The 16,703-nt window shown below is 71.4% G+C and carries 21 protein-coding genes; 13 read left to right on the top strand and 8 right to left on the bottom strand.

From position 1 onward, the window contains the following. Window positions 1-5: 5 nt before the first annotated feature. From ACWF7A_RS03835 to ACWF7A_RS03825, 3 genes are all read left to right on the top strand, one after another. Window positions 6-284: a hypothetical protein gene (locus tag ACWF7A_RS03835; RefSeq protein ID WP_452248872.1), complete on the top strand. Its 279-nt coding sequence runs from the start codon at window positions 6-8 to the stop codon at window positions 282-284. Continuing rightward, complete coding sequence (locus tag ACWF7A_RS03830; protein ID WP_452248871.1) at window positions 281-1,954, top strand: GMC family oxidoreductase; 1,674 nt, start codon at window positions 281-283, stop codon at window positions 1,952-1,954. Before ACWF7A_RS03835 ends, ACWF7A_RS03830 begins: the two co-directional genes overlap by 4 nt. Window positions 1,955-2,162: 208 nt before the next feature. Beyond that, window positions 2,163-2,537 carry a YciI family protein gene (locus tag ACWF7A_RS03825; RefSeq protein WP_452248870.1) on the top strand — a complete coding sequence of 125 codons (375 nt, stop codon included), beginning with the start codon at window positions 2,163-2,165 and terminating at the stop codon, window positions 2,535-2,537. Here the strand turns inward: ACWF7A_RS03825 and ACWF7A_RS03820 are convergent. Both ACWF7A_RS03820 and ACWF7A_RS03815 read right to left on the bottom strand, forming a co-directional pair. Continuing rightward, complete coding sequence (locus ACWF7A_RS03820; protein ID WP_452248869.1) at window positions 2,522-3,052, bottom strand: hypothetical protein; 531 nt, start codon at window positions 3,050-3,052, stop codon at window positions 2,522-2,524. The genes ACWF7A_RS03825 and ACWF7A_RS03820 overlap by 16 nt on opposite strands. Continuing rightward, window positions 3,042-4,559 (bottom strand): FAD-dependent monooxygenase, encoded by a 1,518-nt coding sequence (locus ACWF7A_RS03815; protein WP_452248868.1) that lies wholly within the window; start codon window positions 4,557-4,559, stop codon window positions 3,042-3,044. Before ACWF7A_RS03815 ends, ACWF7A_RS03820 begins: the two co-directional genes overlap by 11 nt. Window positions 4,560-4,613: 54 nt before the next feature. On the opposite strand from ACWF7A_RS03815, the gene ACWF7A_RS03810 reads away from it, so the two are divergent. From ACWF7A_RS03810 to ACWF7A_RS03800, 3 genes are read left to right on the top strand one after another with little or no spacing between them, the layout of a single operon-like run. Next, window positions 4,614-5,600: an ABC transporter substrate-binding protein gene (locus ACWF7A_RS03810; RefSeq protein ID WP_452248867.1), complete on the top strand. Its 987-nt coding sequence runs from the start codon at window positions 4,614-4,616 to the stop codon at window positions 5,598-5,600. Beyond that, complete coding sequence (locus ACWF7A_RS03805; RefSeq protein ID WP_452248866.1) at window positions 5,597-6,319, top strand: ABC transporter ATP-binding protein; 723 nt, start codon at window positions 5,597-5,599, stop codon at window positions 6,317-6,319. Before ACWF7A_RS03810 ends, ACWF7A_RS03805 begins: the two co-directional genes overlap by 4 nt. Beyond that, entirely contained in the window at window positions 6,316-7,065 is a 750-nt protein-coding gene (locus ACWF7A_RS03800) for an ABC transporter permease (RefSeq protein WP_452248865.1), read from the top strand. Before ACWF7A_RS03805 ends, ACWF7A_RS03800 begins: the two co-directional genes overlap by 4 nt. Here the strand turns inward: ACWF7A_RS03800 and ACWF7A_RS03795 are convergent. Beyond that, complete coding sequence (locus tag ACWF7A_RS03795; protein ID WP_452248864.1) at window positions 7,062-7,205, bottom strand: hypothetical protein; 144 nt, start codon at window positions 7,203-7,205, stop codon at window positions 7,062-7,064. The two genes, ACWF7A_RS03800 and ACWF7A_RS03795, sit on opposite strands and share 4 nt — an antisense overlap. Here ACWF7A_RS03795 and ACWF7A_RS03790 point away from each other — a divergent pair. Then, complete coding sequence (locus ACWF7A_RS03790; RefSeq protein WP_452248863.1) at window positions 7,183-7,488, top strand: hypothetical protein; 306 nt, start codon at window positions 7,183-7,185, stop codon at window positions 7,486-7,488. The genes ACWF7A_RS03795 and ACWF7A_RS03790 overlap by 23 nt on opposite strands. On the opposite strand, the gene ACWF7A_RS03785 is transcribed toward ACWF7A_RS03790, so the two are convergent. The 3 genes from ACWF7A_RS03785 to ACWF7A_RS03775 are packed head-to-tail and all read right to left on the bottom strand — an operon-like array spanning window position 7,485 to window position 9,729. Then, window positions 7,485-8,153 (bottom strand): CE1759 family FMN reductase, encoded by a 669-nt coding sequence (locus ACWF7A_RS03785; protein ID WP_452248862.1) that lies wholly within the window; start codon window positions 8,151-8,153, stop codon window positions 7,485-7,487. The genes ACWF7A_RS03790 and ACWF7A_RS03785 overlap by 4 nt on opposite strands. Next, a complete protein-coding gene (locus ACWF7A_RS03780) occupies window positions 8,153-8,575 on the bottom strand; it encodes a MarR family winged helix-turn-helix transcriptional regulator (protein ID WP_452248861.1) in 423 nt (140 codons plus the stop codon). Before ACWF7A_RS03780 ends, ACWF7A_RS03785 begins: the two co-directional genes overlap by 1 nt. Beyond that, entirely contained in the window at window positions 8,572-9,729 is a 1,158-nt protein-coding gene (locus tag ACWF7A_RS03775; protein WP_452248860.1) for an LLM class flavin-dependent oxidoreductase, read from the bottom strand. The genes ACWF7A_RS03780 and ACWF7A_RS03775 overlap by 4 nt, the downstream gene beginning before the upstream one ends. Window positions 9,730-9,818: 89 nt before the next feature. Here ACWF7A_RS03775 and ACWF7A_RS03770 point away from each other — a divergent pair, with 89 nt between their 5' ends. Both ACWF7A_RS03770 and ACWF7A_RS03765 read left to right on the top strand, forming a co-directional pair. After that, the gene (locus tag ACWF7A_RS03770) at window positions 9,819-10,424 is read left to right on the top strand and encodes an ABC transporter ATP-binding protein (protein WP_452248859.1); all 606 of its coding nucleotides are present in this window, start codon (window positions 9,819-9,821) and stop codon (window positions 10,422-10,424) included. Then, window positions 10,421-12,061 carry a DUF6297 family protein gene (locus tag ACWF7A_RS03765; RefSeq protein ID WP_452248858.1) on the top strand — a complete coding sequence of 547 codons (1,641 nt, stop codon included), beginning with the start codon at window positions 10,421-10,423 and terminating at the stop codon, window positions 12,059-12,061. Before ACWF7A_RS03770 ends, ACWF7A_RS03765 begins: the two co-directional genes overlap by 4 nt. A 5-nt stretch (window positions 12,062-12,066) precedes the next feature. Here the strand turns inward: ACWF7A_RS03765 and ACWF7A_RS03760 are convergent, their stop codons facing one another. Next, window positions 12,067-12,726 carry a type 1 glutamine amidotransferase domain-containing protein gene (locus ACWF7A_RS03760; RefSeq protein WP_452248857.1) on the bottom strand — a complete coding sequence of 220 codons (660 nt, stop codon included), beginning with the start codon at window positions 12,724-12,726 and terminating at the stop codon, window positions 12,067-12,069. A gap of 56 nt (window positions 12,727-12,782) precedes the next feature. Between ACWF7A_RS03760 and ACWF7A_RS03755 the strand changes: the two genes are divergently transcribed. Continuing rightward, window positions 12,783-13,670, top strand: coding sequence for a LysR family transcriptional regulator (locus tag ACWF7A_RS03755; RefSeq protein WP_452248856.1), 888 nt, complete (start codon window positions 12,783-12,785; stop codon window positions 13,668-13,670). Between the two features lies 1 nt (window position 13,671). Here the strand turns inward: ACWF7A_RS03755 and lexA are convergent, their stop codons facing one another. Further along, window positions 13,672-14,331, bottom strand: coding sequence for a transcriptional repressor LexA (lexA, locus tag ACWF7A_RS03750; protein WP_452248855.1), 660 nt, complete (start codon window positions 14,329-14,331; stop codon window positions 13,672-13,674). A 57-nt stretch (window positions 14,332-14,388) separates the two neighbouring features. Between lexA and ACWF7A_RS03745 the strand changes: the two genes are divergently transcribed. The 3 genes from ACWF7A_RS03745 to ACWF7A_RS03735 all read left to right on the top strand — a co-directional run bounded on the left by ACWF7A_RS03745 (window position 14,389) and on the right by ACWF7A_RS03735 (window position 16,676). After that, window positions 14,389-14,955 carry a GNAT family N-acetyltransferase gene (locus ACWF7A_RS03745; RefSeq protein WP_452248854.1) on the top strand — a complete coding sequence of 189 codons (567 nt, stop codon included), beginning with the start codon at window positions 14,389-14,391 and terminating at the stop codon, window positions 14,953-14,955. A 70-nt stretch (window positions 14,956-15,025) separates the two neighbouring features. After that, complete coding sequence (locus tag ACWF7A_RS03740) at window positions 15,026-15,616, top strand: RNA polymerase sigma factor (RefSeq protein WP_452248853.1); 591 nt, start codon at window positions 15,026-15,028, stop codon at window positions 15,614-15,616. Next, entirely contained in the window at window positions 15,609-16,676 is a 1,068-nt protein-coding gene (locus tag ACWF7A_RS03735; protein WP_452248852.1) for a CU044_5270 family protein, read from the top strand. The genes ACWF7A_RS03740 and ACWF7A_RS03735 overlap by 8 nt, the downstream gene beginning before the upstream one ends. The last annotated feature ends 27 nt before the right edge of the window (window positions 16,677-16,703 follow it).

Genomic DNA, 16,703 nt, shown 5'->3' with positions numbered 1-16,703 from the left:
GCCGGATGGACGCCTTCGTGGAGTTGTCCGCCGAGCTGACCGGGTTCTCGGCGGAGGAGCTGAGGTCGACCGGACTGGTCGAGCAGTACCGCGCGCTGGCCGACGGCGCGCCGGAGCACGAGATCATCCAGCTCTGGTACACCGGGGTCTGGCGCGGGGTGATCCCGGGCGAGCGCGCCTACGCCGAGGGCCTGGCGTGGAAGGCGGTCGGCGTCGCCGCGCCGGGCACCCGCGGTCCCGGATTCGGCAGCTGGGAGCAGAGACCCCGAAGCGGCGCCCGGTGAGGGCCGTGGTCGTCGGCGCGGGGTTCGCCGGCTCGCTCGTCGCGAAAGTGCTGGGGGACAACGGGTTCCACGTGCTCGTCCTGGAGGCGGGTGCGGAGGTGAACCCCGACGCGGTCGGCCGGTACCGCACGGCGCCGGTCAAGTCGCCGCTCAAGCCCTACCGCAGGACCGCCGCGGCGCCGTCGAGCGACTACCTGCTCAACACCGGGCCGTTCGCCTACTCCAGCCCGTACCTGCGGATGAACGGCGGCACCGGCACCGCCTGGACCGGCATCACGCCCCGGATGCACCCGGACGACTTCCACGCCACCGACTTCGGCCGCGGCCGTGACTGGCCCTGGGGCTACGCCGAGCTGGAACCCCACTACCGCGCGGCGGAGTGGGAGATCGGGATCGCGGCCGACGCCGACGAGCAACGCCAGCACCTGCCCATCGCGGACGGCTACCGCTATCCCATGCACGCCCTGCCCCGCACGTACCTCGACCACGCCGTCGCGTCCGTTGTGGACGGTGCCAGGATCGACGGCCGGGAGCTGCTCGTCGTCGGGACACCGCAGGCGCGCAACGGGGTTCCCGTGGACGGGTACCGGCTCGACGGGCACCGGTGCGCCGGGTTCGCGAGCTGCGTGCCGATCTGCCCGGAGAACGCGAAGTACACCCCGCACCGGACGCAGAAGCGGTGGGCCGCCACCGTCGAGCTGCGCACGCGCTGCGTCGTGAACCGGCTGCACGCCGACGAGTCCGGGCGGGTCACCGAGGTCGGCTACCAGCGCTACGAGGACGACACGTCCGGCAGGCACACGCGGCACTCGGTGGAGGCGGACGTGGTCGTCCTCGCCGCGCACGCCGTCGAGAACGCCAAGCTGCTGCTCATGTCCGGGCTCGCGAACAGCAGCGGCCAGGTCGGCCGCAACCTGATGGACCACCCCGTGCTGCTGACGTGGGCGCTGATGCCGCAGCCGATCGGGCCGTTCCGCGGACCTGGCTCGACGACGGGCATCGAGGCCTTCCGCAGCGGTCCGCAACGCCGGGAGCGGGCGCCGTTCCGCATCGAGATCGGCAACTGGGGCTGGGGCTGGTCGGCCGGCAGCCCCGACTCCGACACCGCCGAGCTAGTGGCGGCGGGACTGCGCGGCACGGCGTTGCGGGAGGCGGTGGCGGACCGGGTCAGCCGCCAGTTCACACTCCAGTTCGAGATCGAGCAGGAGGCCGACCCGGAGAACCGCGTGACGCTCGGCGCGGACCTGGACCCGCTCGGCAACCCGCGTCCGTCCATCCACTACGGACTCTCGGACTACGTGAAGGACGGCCTGCTGGCCGCGAAACGGGTCTCGGACCGCATCTTCGAGCTCCTCGGCGCCGAGGACCACACGTCGTACAAGCCCGACGAGGAAAGGTACTTCGAGCACGACGGCGAACCGCTGCGGTACTGGGGTGCCGGGCACGGCGGCGGCACGCACGTCATGGGCACCTCGCCGCACGACTCCGTGGTGGACCAGTGGCAGCGCTGCTGGGACCACCCGAACCTGTACGCGGTCGGGTGCGGCAGCATGCCGTCGCTCGGCACGTCGAACCCGTCGCTGACGATGGCCGCCCTGGCCCTGCGCACCGCGAAACACCTCGTGGCCAGGAGTCGAGCCGAGTCCGCCGCACCGCGGGCGAGCGGGTGAAGGCCGACGACACGGGCCCGCGTCATGACGGTGGGCACCACGCCCGCCAGCGAACCCGGACGGGGGTCCGCCGGCAGCTGCGGGTTCCACACGACCAGCCGCGAGAATCTCACCGCGCCATCATGGCGAAAATGTCGAAAGCTCCGTGACGTCGATCGACGCAGGGGTGGCGGCGATCAACGCCGCCAGCCGACACCGAGGAGAGAACATGCGGTTCATGCTCATGCACCGGGTCCTGGACGACGACCCGGCCTCGTGGGAGCCCAACCCCGAGCTCATCGAGCGGATGAACGCGTTCGTCGAGAAGCTCGTGGCGGACGGCGTGATGCTCGGCGCCGAGGGGGTGCAGCCGCAGGGCGCGGTGGTGCGCAGGCGCGGGACGGCGATCCGGTCGACCGACGGGCCGTTCGCCGAGGCCAAGGAGGTCGTCGGCGGGTTCCTGCTGATCAACGCGAAGGACCTCGCGGACGCCACGGCGGTCGCGCAGGAGTACATCACCTGCTTCGCGGGCGTCGAGGAGATGTCGATCGAGGTGCGTCAGGTCGTCGAGGCCGAGGACATCGAGCCCTACCTGGCCAAGTAGGCCAGTTCGACGACGAACCACTCGCCGTCGAGCCGACACGCGCCCCCGGGGTGGAGCCGCACGTCCTCGCCGTCCAGCGCGACGAGCACGTGCGGCCCCTCCAGGTCGAGGGCCGCGTCGGCGACCGTGCGCACGGTGACGTCGCCGGGGTGGACGTCGAGGGGTTCCGGCACGTTCTCGCCGAGGTCCTTCAGCTCCACCAGGCGGTTGCGGTAGAACGTCGTGCCGATGTTCGTGAGGCGGTGCACGGGCGACACGGGCCGATAGACGTGCCCGCCGCGGTGCTCGGAGATGAACCGCGGCTCGCTGCCGTCCAGCCAGTCCATGCGACCGTCGGAGCCGTCGATGCTCAGCACGACGTACGGGTTGTGGTGCAGGTGCCACGGGTGGGTCTCGCCCGGGTCGAGCGTCACCTCCCACACGCGGACCACCGGGTCGTCGTGCAGCACCCGCTGACCGACGTCGACGAGCACGATCTCCTCACCGGACGGCGAGAACACGACGTCACCCCGCAAGGTGCACCTCCTGCAGATAGCGGTCTTGGACGGACTTCCAGGCCGTGGCGGTCCACGGTTCGATGTGGGCGATGTGCGCGTCCGGCCGTACGAGCACCACGGTGTCGCCGAGGCGTTCGCGCACCGTGCCGCCGGGGTCGAAGTGGACGTGCGGGTCCAGCGCGTCCCACCGGCTCACGACCACGTGCCGCAGCCCGGCCGGTCCGCCGGCGGGGACGAACGGACGGCGGCGCGCGTCGGTGAGGTGGAGCGCCACGAACGAGTCGCGGCACAGCTCGTGCAGGTGGACGGGGCCGCGCCGGCCGAACACCCGCAGGTCCGGGATCCGGTCGCCGACGGACAACGGACCGGTGCGCGTCATCGACCAGTCCGCGCCCAGCCGCACGCCGAGCAACGTCCGCGTCATCGCGTCCCGCCATCCCGCGACGGAGTCCGAGCGCCGGTCCATCACGGCGCGGGCCGCCTCCGCCATCGCGCCGGACCCGTGCACGGCCACCGGTCTCTGCTCGGCCTCGTACCCGTCCAGGAGCTTCTCGCCGGCCCAGCCGCGGCGCACCCACGCGAGACGCCACGGCAGGTTGGACGCGTCGAGCACACCGGTGTTCAGGCCCAGCGCCCACATCGGCGTGATCAGGTGCGCGGCGTCGCCCATCAGGAACACCCGGCGGTCGCGCCACTCCGTCGCGACGCGGTGGTGCACGGTGTAGACGTTGCTGCCCAGGACTTCCAGGGAGTCGACCTCGCCGACGAAGTGCCGCGCCTTGTCGCGCAGCTCGTCCGGGGCGGGCGCGTCGCGGCCCGGTGCCAGCGGGAACACGAACCGCCAGCAGTGCGGTTGCCGCACGAGGACCATCCACTCCTCGCGGTCGCCGAAGTAGGCCAGGTACGGGTAGTCGCGCGGGTGGCGGACGTCGAGGTCGCACACCAGGTCGACCAGCATGTACCGCTGCTCCAGCGTGTGCCCGGTTACCTCGACGCCGAGCCGTTCCCGCACGGTCGACCTGCCGCCGTCGCACGCCAGCACGTGCGACGCCTCGACCTCGACGATTCCATCCGGAGTGGACAGTCGCAGCGTGACGCCGTCCTCGTGCTGCGTGAAGTCCTCCAGCCGGTGCCGCATCCGGATCGTTGCGGGGGCGCGGTCCTCCAGCACGCGGGCGAGCACCGGCTCCAGTTCGTGCTGCGGAACGTTGACGACGAACGGGAACCGCGTCTCGCCGGTCAGCGCGGAGGTCAGCACGCTCCCGGTCGACCTCCCGGTCGCCCGGTCCACCTCGCCGATCTCGTCGAGCCGCAGCGACACCTCCAGCACCGGTGCCAGCGCGTCGTACCGGTCGAGAACCTCCAGCGTGCGCGTCAGGACCGTGCCCGCCTTGGTGTCGCTCGACAGGTCGCCGCCGGCCTCGAAGACGACGACCGGGACACCGTGCGCCACCAGGCCCAGAGCGGTGATCAGCCCGATCGGACCCGCACCGATCACGGCCACCGGACCATCGGACGTGTTCATGCACCCTCCCCGCCCCCTATGTTCGAGCATGAGGGTGCCTTCGGGGGAGGGAACATGAGGAAAGCGTTTTCAGTCGTGCTCGCCGTCGTGCTGACCGTGCCGGCCTGCGCCTCGTCACCGCAGTCGGCGGAGCTGACCAAAGTCGACTACCTGACGTCGTTCGGCACGTTCGGCCGCGACGCCTACGCGTACGTGGCCCAGGAGAAGGGGTTCTTCGAACAGGCGGGCCTCGACGTGACGATCACGCCGGGCACCGGCAGCGTCGACGTCCTGAAGATGGTCGCCGCCGGTCGTGCGGACTTCGGCGTCGCCGACTTCACCGCCACCGCGATCACCATGGCCAAGGAGAAGCTGCCGGTCACCGTCGTGGCGGCGATCCAGCAGCGGTCGCTGGCCGCGATCGTCGCGCTGGAGGGCGGCGGGATCGGCAAGCCCGCGGACCTGGCCGGCAAGAGGATCGGCGACCAGCCCGGCTCGACGAACCAGGTGATGTTCCCGGTCTACGCCAAGGCCGCGGGCATCGATCCGGCGCAGGTCCGGTTCGTGCCGTCCGCGCCACCCGCGTTGCCGCAGCTCCTCGCGGCCGGGCAGGTCGACGGGATCGGCCAGTTCGTCGTCGGCAAGCCGCTGATCGAGGCCGCAGCGAAGGGCAGGAAGGCCGTCGTGCTGCCGTACGGCGACCTGGTGCCGGACCTCTACGGCAACGCTCTCGTGGCGTCCGCCGAGATCGTCGAGAACAAGTCGGTGACACAGGCCTTCCAGGGTGCGTTGCTCAAGGGCTTGGAGTACTCGATCGAGCACCCCGACGAGGTGGGGCCGATCCTGAAGAAGTTCCAGCCGGCGCAGGACGCGGGGGTGGCGAGCGCCGAGGTCGGACTGATGGCGCCGTACGTGAGGCCTTCCGGGTACGGCGGCCGCGTCGGCGGGATCACCGAGGAGCGGGTCGCGAAGATCGTCGGCACGCTCGTCGAGGCGGGTGCGGTTCCGGCGGGATCGCTGGCCCCCGACGACTTCGTGTCCTTCGGGATCTCGCCCAGGTGATCAGCATCAGCGGGGTCTCGCACTCGTTCGACGGCGTGCGCGCGCTCGACGGCATCGACCTGGAGGCAGGCGAGCACGAGTTCGTCGCGGTGATCGGGCGGTCGGGCTGCGGCAAGTCGACGTTGCTGCGGCTCGTCGCCGGGCTGCTCAGGCCGTCGCACGGCCGGGTCCTGGTGGACGGGTCACCCGTCACCAGGCCGCGCCGGGACGTCTCGGTCATGTTCCAGCGGCCCGCGTTGCTGCCGTGGCGGACGGTGCTCGCGAACGTCCTGCTGCCGGCCGAGATCCTCGGTCTGGGCGACCACCGGGAGCGCGCGCACGAACTGCTGGAGCTGGCCGGGCTCGGCGGGTTCGAGCGACGGCTGCCGCACGAGCTGTCCGGCGGCATGCAGCAGCGGGTGTCGCTGTGCCGGTCGTTGATCCAGAGCCCGCGTGTGATGCTGATGGACGAGCCGTTCTCCGCGCTGGACGCGATCACCCGCACCGAGCTCTCCGAGGAGCTGCAACGGATCCAGCTCGCCCGGCCGCGCGCCGTGGTGTTCGTGACGCACTCGATCGACGAGGCCGTGCTGCTCGCGGACCGGATCGTCGTGCTCAGCCCGCGGCCCGGCCGGGTCCACCGGGTCGTCGACGTCGGCCTGGCCCGTCCGCGCGCCTGGGGGCAGGCCGAGCTGGACGAGGTGAGCCGCGAGCTGCGCGGGCTCCTGGTGACGGCGTGAGGGCCGCGCTGCCGGTGCTCGGGCTGCTGGCGATCATCGGGCTCTGGTGGCTCGCGACGATCGTGTTCTCGATCGAGCCGCTGCTGGTCCCGTCGCCGGCCGACGTCGTCGCGTCGTTCCTGGAGCTGCCCGGCTACCTGCTCGAGCAGGCGCTGATCACGTTGTGGGAGGCCGTGTCCGGGTTCGGGCTGTCCGTCGTGATCGGTGTGCCGCTGGCGTTGCTGATCGTCGGGTCGAGCGTGCTGGAGCGGATGTTCTACCCGCTGCTGGTCGCGCTCAACGCCGTGCCGAAGGTCGCGATCGCGCCGATCGTGGTGGTGTGGTTCGGGTTCGGCATCTCGTCGAAGGTGCTCATGGTCGTGCTGGTGTGCATCTTCCCGATCGTCATCTCGACCGCGTCCGGGATGAGGTCGACGCCGAGCGAGCTCGTCGAGCTGTTCCGGTCGCTCGACGCCACGCGCACCCACGAGTTCTTCAAGCTGCGCCTGTGGCACGCGCTGCCGCAGATCTTCGTCGGACTGAAGGTGTCGATCACGCTGGCCGTCATCGGGGCGGTGATCGGGGAGTTCGTCGGCGCCGACGCCGGACTGGGGTACGTGATCACCGCGTCCGGCGGCAGCGCCGACACCTCGCTCGCGTTCGCGGCGATGGCGCTGCTCGCGATCATCAGCGTGGCGCTCTTCTACCTGCTGACCTGGGCCGAGCGGAAGCTCGTGCCCTGGTCGGAGGAGCACCGGGTCCTCTAGCGGGCCAGTCGGTCGAGCAGCTCGCCGAGCAGCGCCCGTTCGCCGGGCGTGAGGTCGCCGGGGTCGTCGGAGTCGTTGCGCCACGAGGTCGAGCCGTTCGGCGTGAAGGTGCTCGTGGTGGAGCCGGGAGCGTTCCGCACCAAGGCCTACGCCGGCTTCCGGGACGAGCCCGTCACCGAGACCGTCGACGCCTACGTGCCTCTGGTCGAGAGCGTCAAGGCGGCGTTCGTGGACCACGACGGCAAGCAGGAGGGCGACCCCGAGCGCGGAGTGCGGGCCGTGATCAGCGCGATGAACGCACCCGTCCCGCCGCACCGGATCGTGCTCGGCAACTCCGGCTACGACGTCGTCGTCGCGATGCACGAGAACGCGCTCACGGAACTGCGCGAGAACGAGAAGCTCTCGCGCAGTGCGGACTTCTAGTTCGCCGCGCCGCCCGCGGCGAGGCGCATCAGGTCGGAGTCGAGGTCGATCGTCAGCTCCGTGCCGCCCGCGCTGCCGTACTCGTGCTGGTAGCTGCCCCACGACTCGTCGCGCACGGTCTTCTCGAAGCCCGACGTCATGAGCGCCACCAGTTCGAGGGCCGCGCGGTCGATGCGCTTGGTGAGGCCGTTGTCCTGCCAGTCCTCGGTCGAGGCGAACAGCGACGTCGGCACCACGACGGTCCGCAGGTAGGCGAACAGTCCGCGCATCTGGTCGTCGACCACGAGCGCGTGCCGGGCGGTGCCGGCGGTCGCGGCGAGCACGACGGGCTTCGCGATCAGCAGGTCGTTGTCGAGGATCTGGAAGAACGACGTGAGCAGGCCGCTCGCGCCCGCCTTGTAGACGGGCGTGCTCGCGACGATGCCGTCGGCGTGCTGCAGGGCAGCGATCGCGGTCTGCAGCTTCGGCCCGATGTGGTTCGACACCAGGGCGTTCGCGATCTCGGTGGCGAGCTCGCGCAGTTCGATCACCGTCGTGCCGACGGTCTGCGCCCGCTTGCCGGCGAGGGTGGTGACCCGTCCGGCGACGCGGTCGGCGAGCAGGCGGGTGGACGACGGGTCGCTCGTGCCGGCGGACACCACCACCAGCTGGAAGTTCTGGCCCATTACTCCTCGCTCTGGCTGAGCTTGCCGGTGATCGCGGCGAGCTGTTCTAGTTCTCCGGGCGTCAGCACGCTCAGGGCGCGCGTGACGCTGCGTGCGTGCGGGCTGCCGATCTCCCGCTGGGTCGCCCGGCCCGCGGGGGTGAGCGACAGGCGCACACCCCTGCGGTCGCCGGGGTCGGGGCAGCGGTCGACGTAACCGCGTTCCACCAGGCGGTCGACCATGCGGGACAGGGCGGGCTGGCTCAGCAGCACGTGGCGGTTCAGCTCACTCATCCTGAGTGGACTGTCGCACTTGGACAGCTGGTAGAGCACGTCGTACTCCCGCATGGTCAGGTCGCCCCAGATGTCCTCCGCGTTGAACTGCTTCATCAACACGGAGTACGCCTTCATGAGGGACTCCCAGGCCTCGTTGGCTCGGGTCACTTCGCGTCCTGGTACGGCGAGCCACCCGTGACGTTGTCACCCCGGTTGGCGTTCGGCCTGGGCTGGCGGGCCGGTCCGTCGCCGTACTTGTCCTTCACTCGTCCCGCGTGCGTCGGCGGCTTGGCGGTCTCGGGGTCCTGGCGCGCCTCGATCTCCTTGCGCAGCACCGGGACCACCTCCTCGCCGAGCAGGTCGAGCTGGTTCAGCACGGTCTTGAGCGGCAGGCCGGCGTGGTCCATCAGGAACATCTGGCGCTGGTAGTCGCCGAAGTGCTCGCGGAAGGTCAGCGTCTTGTCGATGATCTCCTGCGGGCTGCCGACCGACAGCGGCGTCTGCTCCATGAAGTCCTCCATCCGCGGCCCGTGGCCGTAGACGGGGGCCTCGTTGAAGTACGGGCGGAACTCCTTGATCGCGTCCTGCGACCGCTTCGCGATGTACGCCTGGCCGCCGAGGCCGACGATGGCCTGCTTCTCCGTGCCGTGGCCGTGGGCCGCGTACCGCTGGCGGTAGAACTTGATCAGCCGGATGTAGTGCTCCTTCGGCCAGAAGATGTTGTTGGCGAAGAATCCGTCACCGTAGAACGCGGCCTGCTCGGCGATCTCCGGCGTGCGGATCGAGCCGTGCCACACGAACGGCGGCAGGTCGTCCAGCGGCCGCGGCGTGGAGGTGAAGCCCTGCAACGGGGTGCGGAACTTGCCCTCCCAGTCGACGACGTCCTCGCGCCACAACCGGTGCAGCAGGTTGTAGTTCTCGAGCGCCAGCGGCAGGCTCTGCCGGATGTCGGCGCCGAACCACGGGTAGACCGGCGCGGTGTTGCCGCGGCCCAGCATCAGGTCCATGCGGCCCTTCGCCAGGTGCTGCAGCATCGCGTACTCCTCGGCGATGCGCACCGGGTCGTTCGTGGTGATCAGCGTCGTGGCGGTGCTGACGATGAGCTTGCGCGTCTTCGCGGCGATGTGGCTGAGCAGCGTGGTCGGCGCGGAGGAGAAGAACGGCGGGTTGTGGTGCTCGCCGATCGCGAACACGTCGAGCCCGACCTCCTCGGCCTTCTCGGCGATCTGGACGATCGCGTCGATGCGCTCGGCCTCGCTCGGGGTCTCGCCGCTCACCGGGTCCCTGGTGATGTCGCTGACCGAGAAGATTCCGAACTGCACGGCACCCGCCTCCTTCAAACTTAGTGACTTATGCGTTTGCATCTACTCTAACGTCTGGGCGCCGGATCCATTCCCATTACCCTGATCACATGTCGCTGGGCGTGGGGGACGCCGGCTTCGGCTACGGCGGAGTCCCCGTTTTCGCAGGTCTGTCCTTTGCCGCCGGTCCCGGCGAGGCCGTCGCCGTCGTGGGCGCGAACGGCTCGGGCAAGTCGACGCTGCTCCGCTGCCTCGTGGGCGCCGAGGCGCTCGACACCGGTCACGTGCTCTTCGAGGGCGCTCCGCTGGACGAGTCGTCGCCCGCCTTCCGCGCCGCCGTCGCGTCGCTGCTGGACGACGCCGACTACTTCCCGGACGTGTCCGTCGTGGAGCACCTGCGCCTGCTGGCCTGGCTGCACTCCTCCGATGCCGACGTGTCCTCGGTGCTGGCGGAGGTGGGACTGGGTCCGGTCGCCGACCAGCTGCCCCCGACGTTGTCCTCGGGCCAGCGGCACCGCCTGGGCCTGGCGTCGTGCTTCGTGCGCCCGCGGTCGGTCCTCGTGCTCGACGAACCGGAGCAACGCCTCGACACGGCCGGCCGCGCCTGGCTGCGCTCGCGCCTGCTGGCGGAGAAGGAGGCGGGGGTGGCCGTCGTGTTCGCGTCGCACGACCAGGATCTGGTGGAGGCGGTGGCGTGCCGGACCGTCGCACTGTGACCGCGTTCGCCCTCAGCCGCCGGTTGCGCCCTCCGACGCCGTGGCGCTTCGTCGTCGCGCGGCTGTACTCGCAGGCGGTGGTCTTCTCGATCATCGCCGCGGTCGGGTACGGGTGGGCGTACGCCGGGCTGACCCGGTCTCCGCAGGGCAACGCCTGGACCGCGCTCTGGCTGTCGGTGGTGGGCGCTGTCGTGCTGATGAAGGTGGCGCTGGCCTTCGGGCCGGTCTTCGCCGGCCGGGACCGGATGTTCTGGGTGCTGAGCGCGCCTGTGGCTCGCGGGCCGTTGCTGCGGCCGCGGCTGGGTGGGGTGCTGGCGGTCGGGGCGGTGTTGGGGGCCGCTTGGCCTGCCGTGGTGTTCGGGCTGGTGGGGGCGGTGGTGGCGCCGCTCGTCGCCGTGGTGGGTGGGGCCGCGGCCGGGGTGGCGGTGGTGGCCGGGGCTGTGGTCGTGCAGTGGCGGCGGGGGCGGGTGCAGGGGTGGTTGAGCGGGCTGGTGGGGGTGGCTGTGGTGGCGCTGCTCCTGCCGCCCGGCTGGGTTGGGCTGCCTGCGGCGTGGTCGGGGACGGCGGGGGAGTCGGGTTCCTTCGGAACGGCGGGGGAGATGAGCCCGCTCGGGTCGGCTGGGGAGCCGAGCGACCTCGGGTCGGCCGGGGAGCCGAGCGCTCTCGGGTCGGCCGGGGAGCTGAGCCCGCTCGGGACGGTGGGGGAGATGAGCGCCTTCGGGACGGCGGGGGAGGTGGGCGTGGCCCTCGCTGCCTGGGTGGTGGCCATCGGGCTCGCGGCCGTGGCGGCTGCCTCGGTGCGGCACCTGCAGCGGTCCGACCTCGCGGCCGGCGGCGCCCTGGCCGGGGTGGTGCGGGTGTCCGTGAGCTGGTTCGACCTCGCCCTCCTCGGTGCGATCCTCGCCGAACGCCGTGCTCGCCTCCTCGGCCGCGTGAAGTCGTCCCGCCTCGGCGGCGCGAAGCCGTTCCGGCCGGGGCGAGCCGAGCCCGGCGCGGAGTCCCGAAGCCTTCGCTCCGCAGCCTCGTCCCGAAGCCTTCGCCCTGCCGCCTCGTCCCCCAGCACTGTCGCCACGGCCCGACGCCCTGCGACCGCGTCCCGGCTGAACGTCCTCGGTTCCCGCGTCCTCGCCCTCGCCTGGACCGACGCCCTTCGCCTCCGCCGCACCCCCAACGCCGCCCTCGCCTGGGCCGCCCTGCTCCCGGTCCCGGCCCTCGTGGCCGTGGGCGGCGAGACGACCGCCGTCCCCGTCGTCCACCTGATCGCCGCGTTCCTGGCGACCGACCGGCTGGCCGCTGGCCTCAGGTTCGTGTGCCGCTCGCCGGCCATGCGCCGGGCACTGGGCATGCGGGACCGTCACTTGAAGCTCGCGCACCTGGCATTCCCCGCGGCAGGCGCCGTCGTGTGGTGCACGGTCACCACGGCGTTCACCCCGCACGTGTCCGTGCTCAACGCGGCGATCTCGGCGGTGGGCGCGGTGGCGGTCGTGTACCGGATCGCCACGCGCCCGCCGATCGACTACGGGGCCGTGATCATCGACTTCGGGCTCTACGGCCCGACGCCGCTCGGGCTGATGGCCCAGTTCAGCCGCGGGCCAGCGTTGCTCGCGGTGCTGGGGTTGGTGCAGCTCGCGGTGTAGGGCGGCTAGGCGAGCAACGCGGCGACGCGCGAGGCGGTCGCCACGGTCGACTGCGGGTTCTGGCCCGTCACGAGACGACCGTCCACGACCACCGTGCTCGACCACGGCTGACCAGTCGACAGCTGCGCGCCCAGGTCGGTCAGCCGGGCGGCGACCGAGTAGGGGACGTTCAGGCCTCCCTGGCGCTCCTCCTCGTCGCTGAACACCGCCATCTCCTTGCCGGCGAACACGAACGTGCCATCGGCGCGAACAGCGCTGAGCAGACCGGCCGGGCCGTGGCACAGGGCGGCGACCAGCTTGCCGTCGTCGTGGAACTTCACCAGGAGCGCACCCAGAGTCGCGTCCACAGCCAGGTCCTCCATCGGGCCGTGGCCGCCCGGCAGGTAGATCGCGTCGTAGTCGGCGGCGTCCACATCGGACAGCACGGCCGGTGCGCGCAGGTCCTCCAGTGAGGCGACGGCCTCGTCGAACGTGCCGTCGAGGCTCGCCTCGTCCACGGTCGGCACCACGCCGCCGGGCGTTGCCAGCGTGACCTCGACACCGGCCTCCCGCAGCACGCGGACGGACTCGACGACCTCCTCGGCCCAGAACCCCGTGGGGTGGCTCGTGCCGTCGGCCAACGTCAGCGAGTCGGCACCGGACACGACCATCAGCAGCTTCTTCATGTCACCAAGGACATCACAGATCCTCGGAACGCGACGATTGAGCTATAAGCTGTCTTATGGCTTCGACGGACCTGGACCTGCTGGCGACGTTCCTGGAGATCTACCGGGGCGGCTCACTGACCAGCGCGGCCGCCCGCAGAGGGCTGACCCAGCCGGCCGTCAGCGGTCAGCTCGCCAAGCTGGAGAAGGAGATCGGCACGCCGTTGTTCGTGCGGGGCAGCCGCGGGGTCACACCCACGCCCCGTGCCGACGACCTGGCCCGCCGCGTCGGGCAGCACCTCGACCAGCTCCGGACCGCGCTCGACCCCGGGGACACCCTCGACGGCACGGTCCGCGTCGGGGGAGCGGCGGAGTTCATGACGGTCCGCGGTCTGCCCGCGCTGGCCCCGCTGACCAGGAGGGGCCTGCGGTTCGAGATCACGCTCGGCCTGGCCGAAGACCTTCTCGACGCCCTCAAACGAGCGCGGCTCGACGTCGTCCTGTCCTCGGTCAGGCCCAAGGCGGGGTTCACCGCGACCCCGTTCACCGACGAGGAGTTCGTGCTGGTCGGGCCACCGATCCTGGCCAGGACGGTGGACCCGGACGTGCTCGCGACGGACCCGGCGCGCGCCCTCGAACACCTGCCGCTCGTCGCCTACGACGCCGCCCTGCCGATCCTCCGCCGCTACTGGCGCAGCGAGTTCGGCAAGCGCCCCGGGAACACCGTCGCCGTCACCGTGCCGGACCTGCGCGCGGTGCTGGCCGCCGTGATCGCCGGGGCGGGGGTGTCCGCCCTGCCGCGCTACCTCGCCGAACCCGCGCTCGCCGCGGGCTCCGTCGAACAGCTGCACCACCCGGAGGTGCCGCCGCTGAACACCCTCTACGTCGTCACCCGCGGCACACCCACCTCGACCGTGAAGGCCGTCGTGGACCACCTCGGGTCACGCGACTGGGGAGTGCTGTGAGTCAGACGCTGCGCAGCACCGACACGACGACGCCGAGGATCACGGCCCTGTCGCCGTCGATCACGGGGTAGTCGGCGTTGCGCGGCTCCAGGTACACGTGGCCGCCCTTGCGCTGGTACACCTTGACCGTCGCCTCCTCCTCGATCATCGCGGCGACGATCTGCCCGTTGTAGGCCTCGTGCGTCTGCCGCACCACGACGGTGTCGCCGTCGCAGATCGCCGCGTCGACCATCGAGTCACCGCGCACGCGCAACGCGAACACGTTGCTGCCGCGACCGACCAGGCCGCGCGGCAGGTGCAGCACCTCGTCGACGTGCTCGACGGCGGAGATGGGCGCACCGGCGGCGATGTCACCGACGACGGGCACCGAGACCGAGCCGTCCGAGCCGCCGCCCGCCGCGATCGGCGCGCCGCTCAGGAACACCCGCACGTCCATCGGCCGCGTCACCGAGCCGCCGCGCTTGAGGAAACCCTTGTCCTCCAACGCCGCCAGGTGCTTCGAGACGCTGGACGACGACTTCAGGCCGACCGCCTCGCCGATCTCGCGGGTGCTGGGGGAGTAGCCGTGCTCGACGACCCAGTCACGAATGGCGACCAGGATCATCTGCTGGCGTTCCGGCAGCACCGTCGTGTCGAGCTCGAGATCGTCGTAGGCGGTCATCCGGCGATAGTAGTAATCCACTTGCCAGACACGATCGGGTGGTCGTTCGATCATGCGATGACCTCTGCCTGGGTAGGAGAACGCGTCCGGTTGCGCGGCTTGGAACCGGAGGACTGGGAGACCTTCCAGCGCTTCGACGAGAACACCGGCGACATGCGGCGCATGGACCGCGTCCACCCGCCCCGATCCGCTGCCGCGCAACAGGAATGGGCGCGGACGACCGCGTTGAAGAGGCCGGAGGGCGAGGCGCTGTTCCTCGTGGTCGAGTCGCTGGCCGACGGCGCGGTCGCCGGGATGGTGACCACCAGCGAGACCGACCAGCGCGCCGGCCGGTTCATGTACGGGGTCGCGATCGGCACCGAGCACAAAGGACGCGGCTACGCGACGGAGGCCGTGCGGTTGCTGCTGACCTACATGTTCGGCGAGCGCCGGTTCCACAAGTGCGAGGCGAGTGTCTGGGGGTTCAACGACGCCTCGATCGCGTTGCACCGCAAGCTCGGCTTCACCGAGGAGGGCAGGCTGCGCGAGCACGAGTTCTTCGCGGGCCGCCACCACGACGTGGTGCTGTTCGGCATGACCGCCGCGGAGTTCGCCGCCCGGCACCCGTACCCGCGCGAGATCTGACCGGCTGCACCACGATGTGGCGGTGAGCACACGGCGGGAACGCTCCTGGGGGCTGCGGCCAGGTAGGTCCGTGCGAACCCAAGCGGCGCCCGTGGCGCTGACACCGGAAGTGGCGCCGGCCGTGCTGGACGAGGCCGCGTTGCTGGAGCTGTACGAGTCGACGGCCGAGCGGCTGCACCGCTACGTGGCCAGGAGGGTCGGGCCCGACACCGCGCAGGACGTGGTGTCGGAGGCGTTCCTGGTGCTGTGGGACCAGCGCGCCGGGCAGGCCTACGACGCCGACGCCGTGCGTGCCTGGCTCTACGGGGTGGCGACGAACCTGCTGCGCGGTCACGTCCGCGCCGAGGAACGCAAGCTGCGGGCGTGGAGCAAGGAGCACGCGGCCCGCACCGACGAGGCCGACATCGGCGACCGGGTCAGCGCCGCGGCGGACGCTGACGTGCTCGCCGGGCCTCTCACCGCGTGGCTCGCCGAACTGCGCGTCGAGGAACGCGAAGTGCTGCTGCTGAACGCCTGGGCGGACTTCACGCCCGCGGAGATCGCTGTAGCGCTCGACGTTCCCGTGGCCACCGTGCGGACCCGTCTGCACCGAGGCCGCGCACGGCTGCGCACCCGCCTTGCCGCCACCGACCACGACTTCACCGAGGACAGCCATGTCTGAGCCCACCACGCCCGAGACCCTCGACCGCACGCTCGACGCCGCCCTCTCCCGTGCCGGTGACGAGACCGTCCAGTTCGACGTCGCCGCCGGCAGGGCCGCGCTGGCCACCGCCCTGAAGGAGCGTGCCGGACAGCCGGTGGCCGAACAGCGGCCGCGCCGCAACGGCCGTCGCTGGCTCGCCGCCGCGGCCGCCGTGGCCGTGCTGACCGGCACTGGCCTGGCCGCGTCGACCGTCGACCTCACCGGCACCGGCACCGGCGGCAACTCCGCGACCGCCGCCGAGGAACTGGTCAAGGCGGCGGACCTCGCCGGCCGCGTGGTCGAACGCCCCGTCGGTCCCGGCCAGTTCCGCTACGTGCGGACCCGCTACAACGGCATCACCATCGAGGACCCCGTCGACACGGCGACGAACACGGACATGACCAACGAGGAGTGGATCCCGGCCGACCGCCGCGACGAGTGGATGCTCAGGACCGGGATCAACTCGGTCCGGTGGCTGCCGGGGCACGAGGGTGACGGCGAGCCGCGCGCGGGCACGAGTTTCAAGGACGGTCAGGAGTTCCGCGGCAAGTGCGGCAAGTACTCCTACTACGCCGAGGGGCAGCCCGACCGGTGCACGGCGGGTGACTTCCACAACCCGACGCCGGAGTTCGTCGCGTCGCTGCCCAAGGACCCGCGGGCACTGCTGGACAGGTTGCGGGAGGACGGCGGCGGGGGCTCGGACGGCGGCGCGATGCGGCAGGCCCGCGCGGCGCTGCAGTCGGGCCAGTACCCGGCCGAGGTGCGCGCGAACATCTTCCGCGCGCTCGCCCTGCTGCCCGGCCTGGTCGTCACCGAGAAGAAGGCGAACCTCGACGGCAAGGAGGGCGTCGCGCTCGGCATCAGGTTCGTCGACGAGTTCACCGAGATCATCATCGACCCGGACAACGGTGACTTCATCGGTGGCCGCGAGACCGTCGCCGAGGACCTGCCCGCCGACAGGGGCGGCCTCGCCAAGGGCACCGTCCGCCAGTCGTACTCGGTGACCGCGAAGGTCGTGGACTCGCTGGGCGCCCGGTAGAACCTTCTCCCGCCGGTTCGGGGCGCG

This window comes from Lentzea sp. NPDC055074, from assembly GCF_053608005.1.
This window is presented reverse-complemented; position numbering and strand designations above follow the sequence as displayed.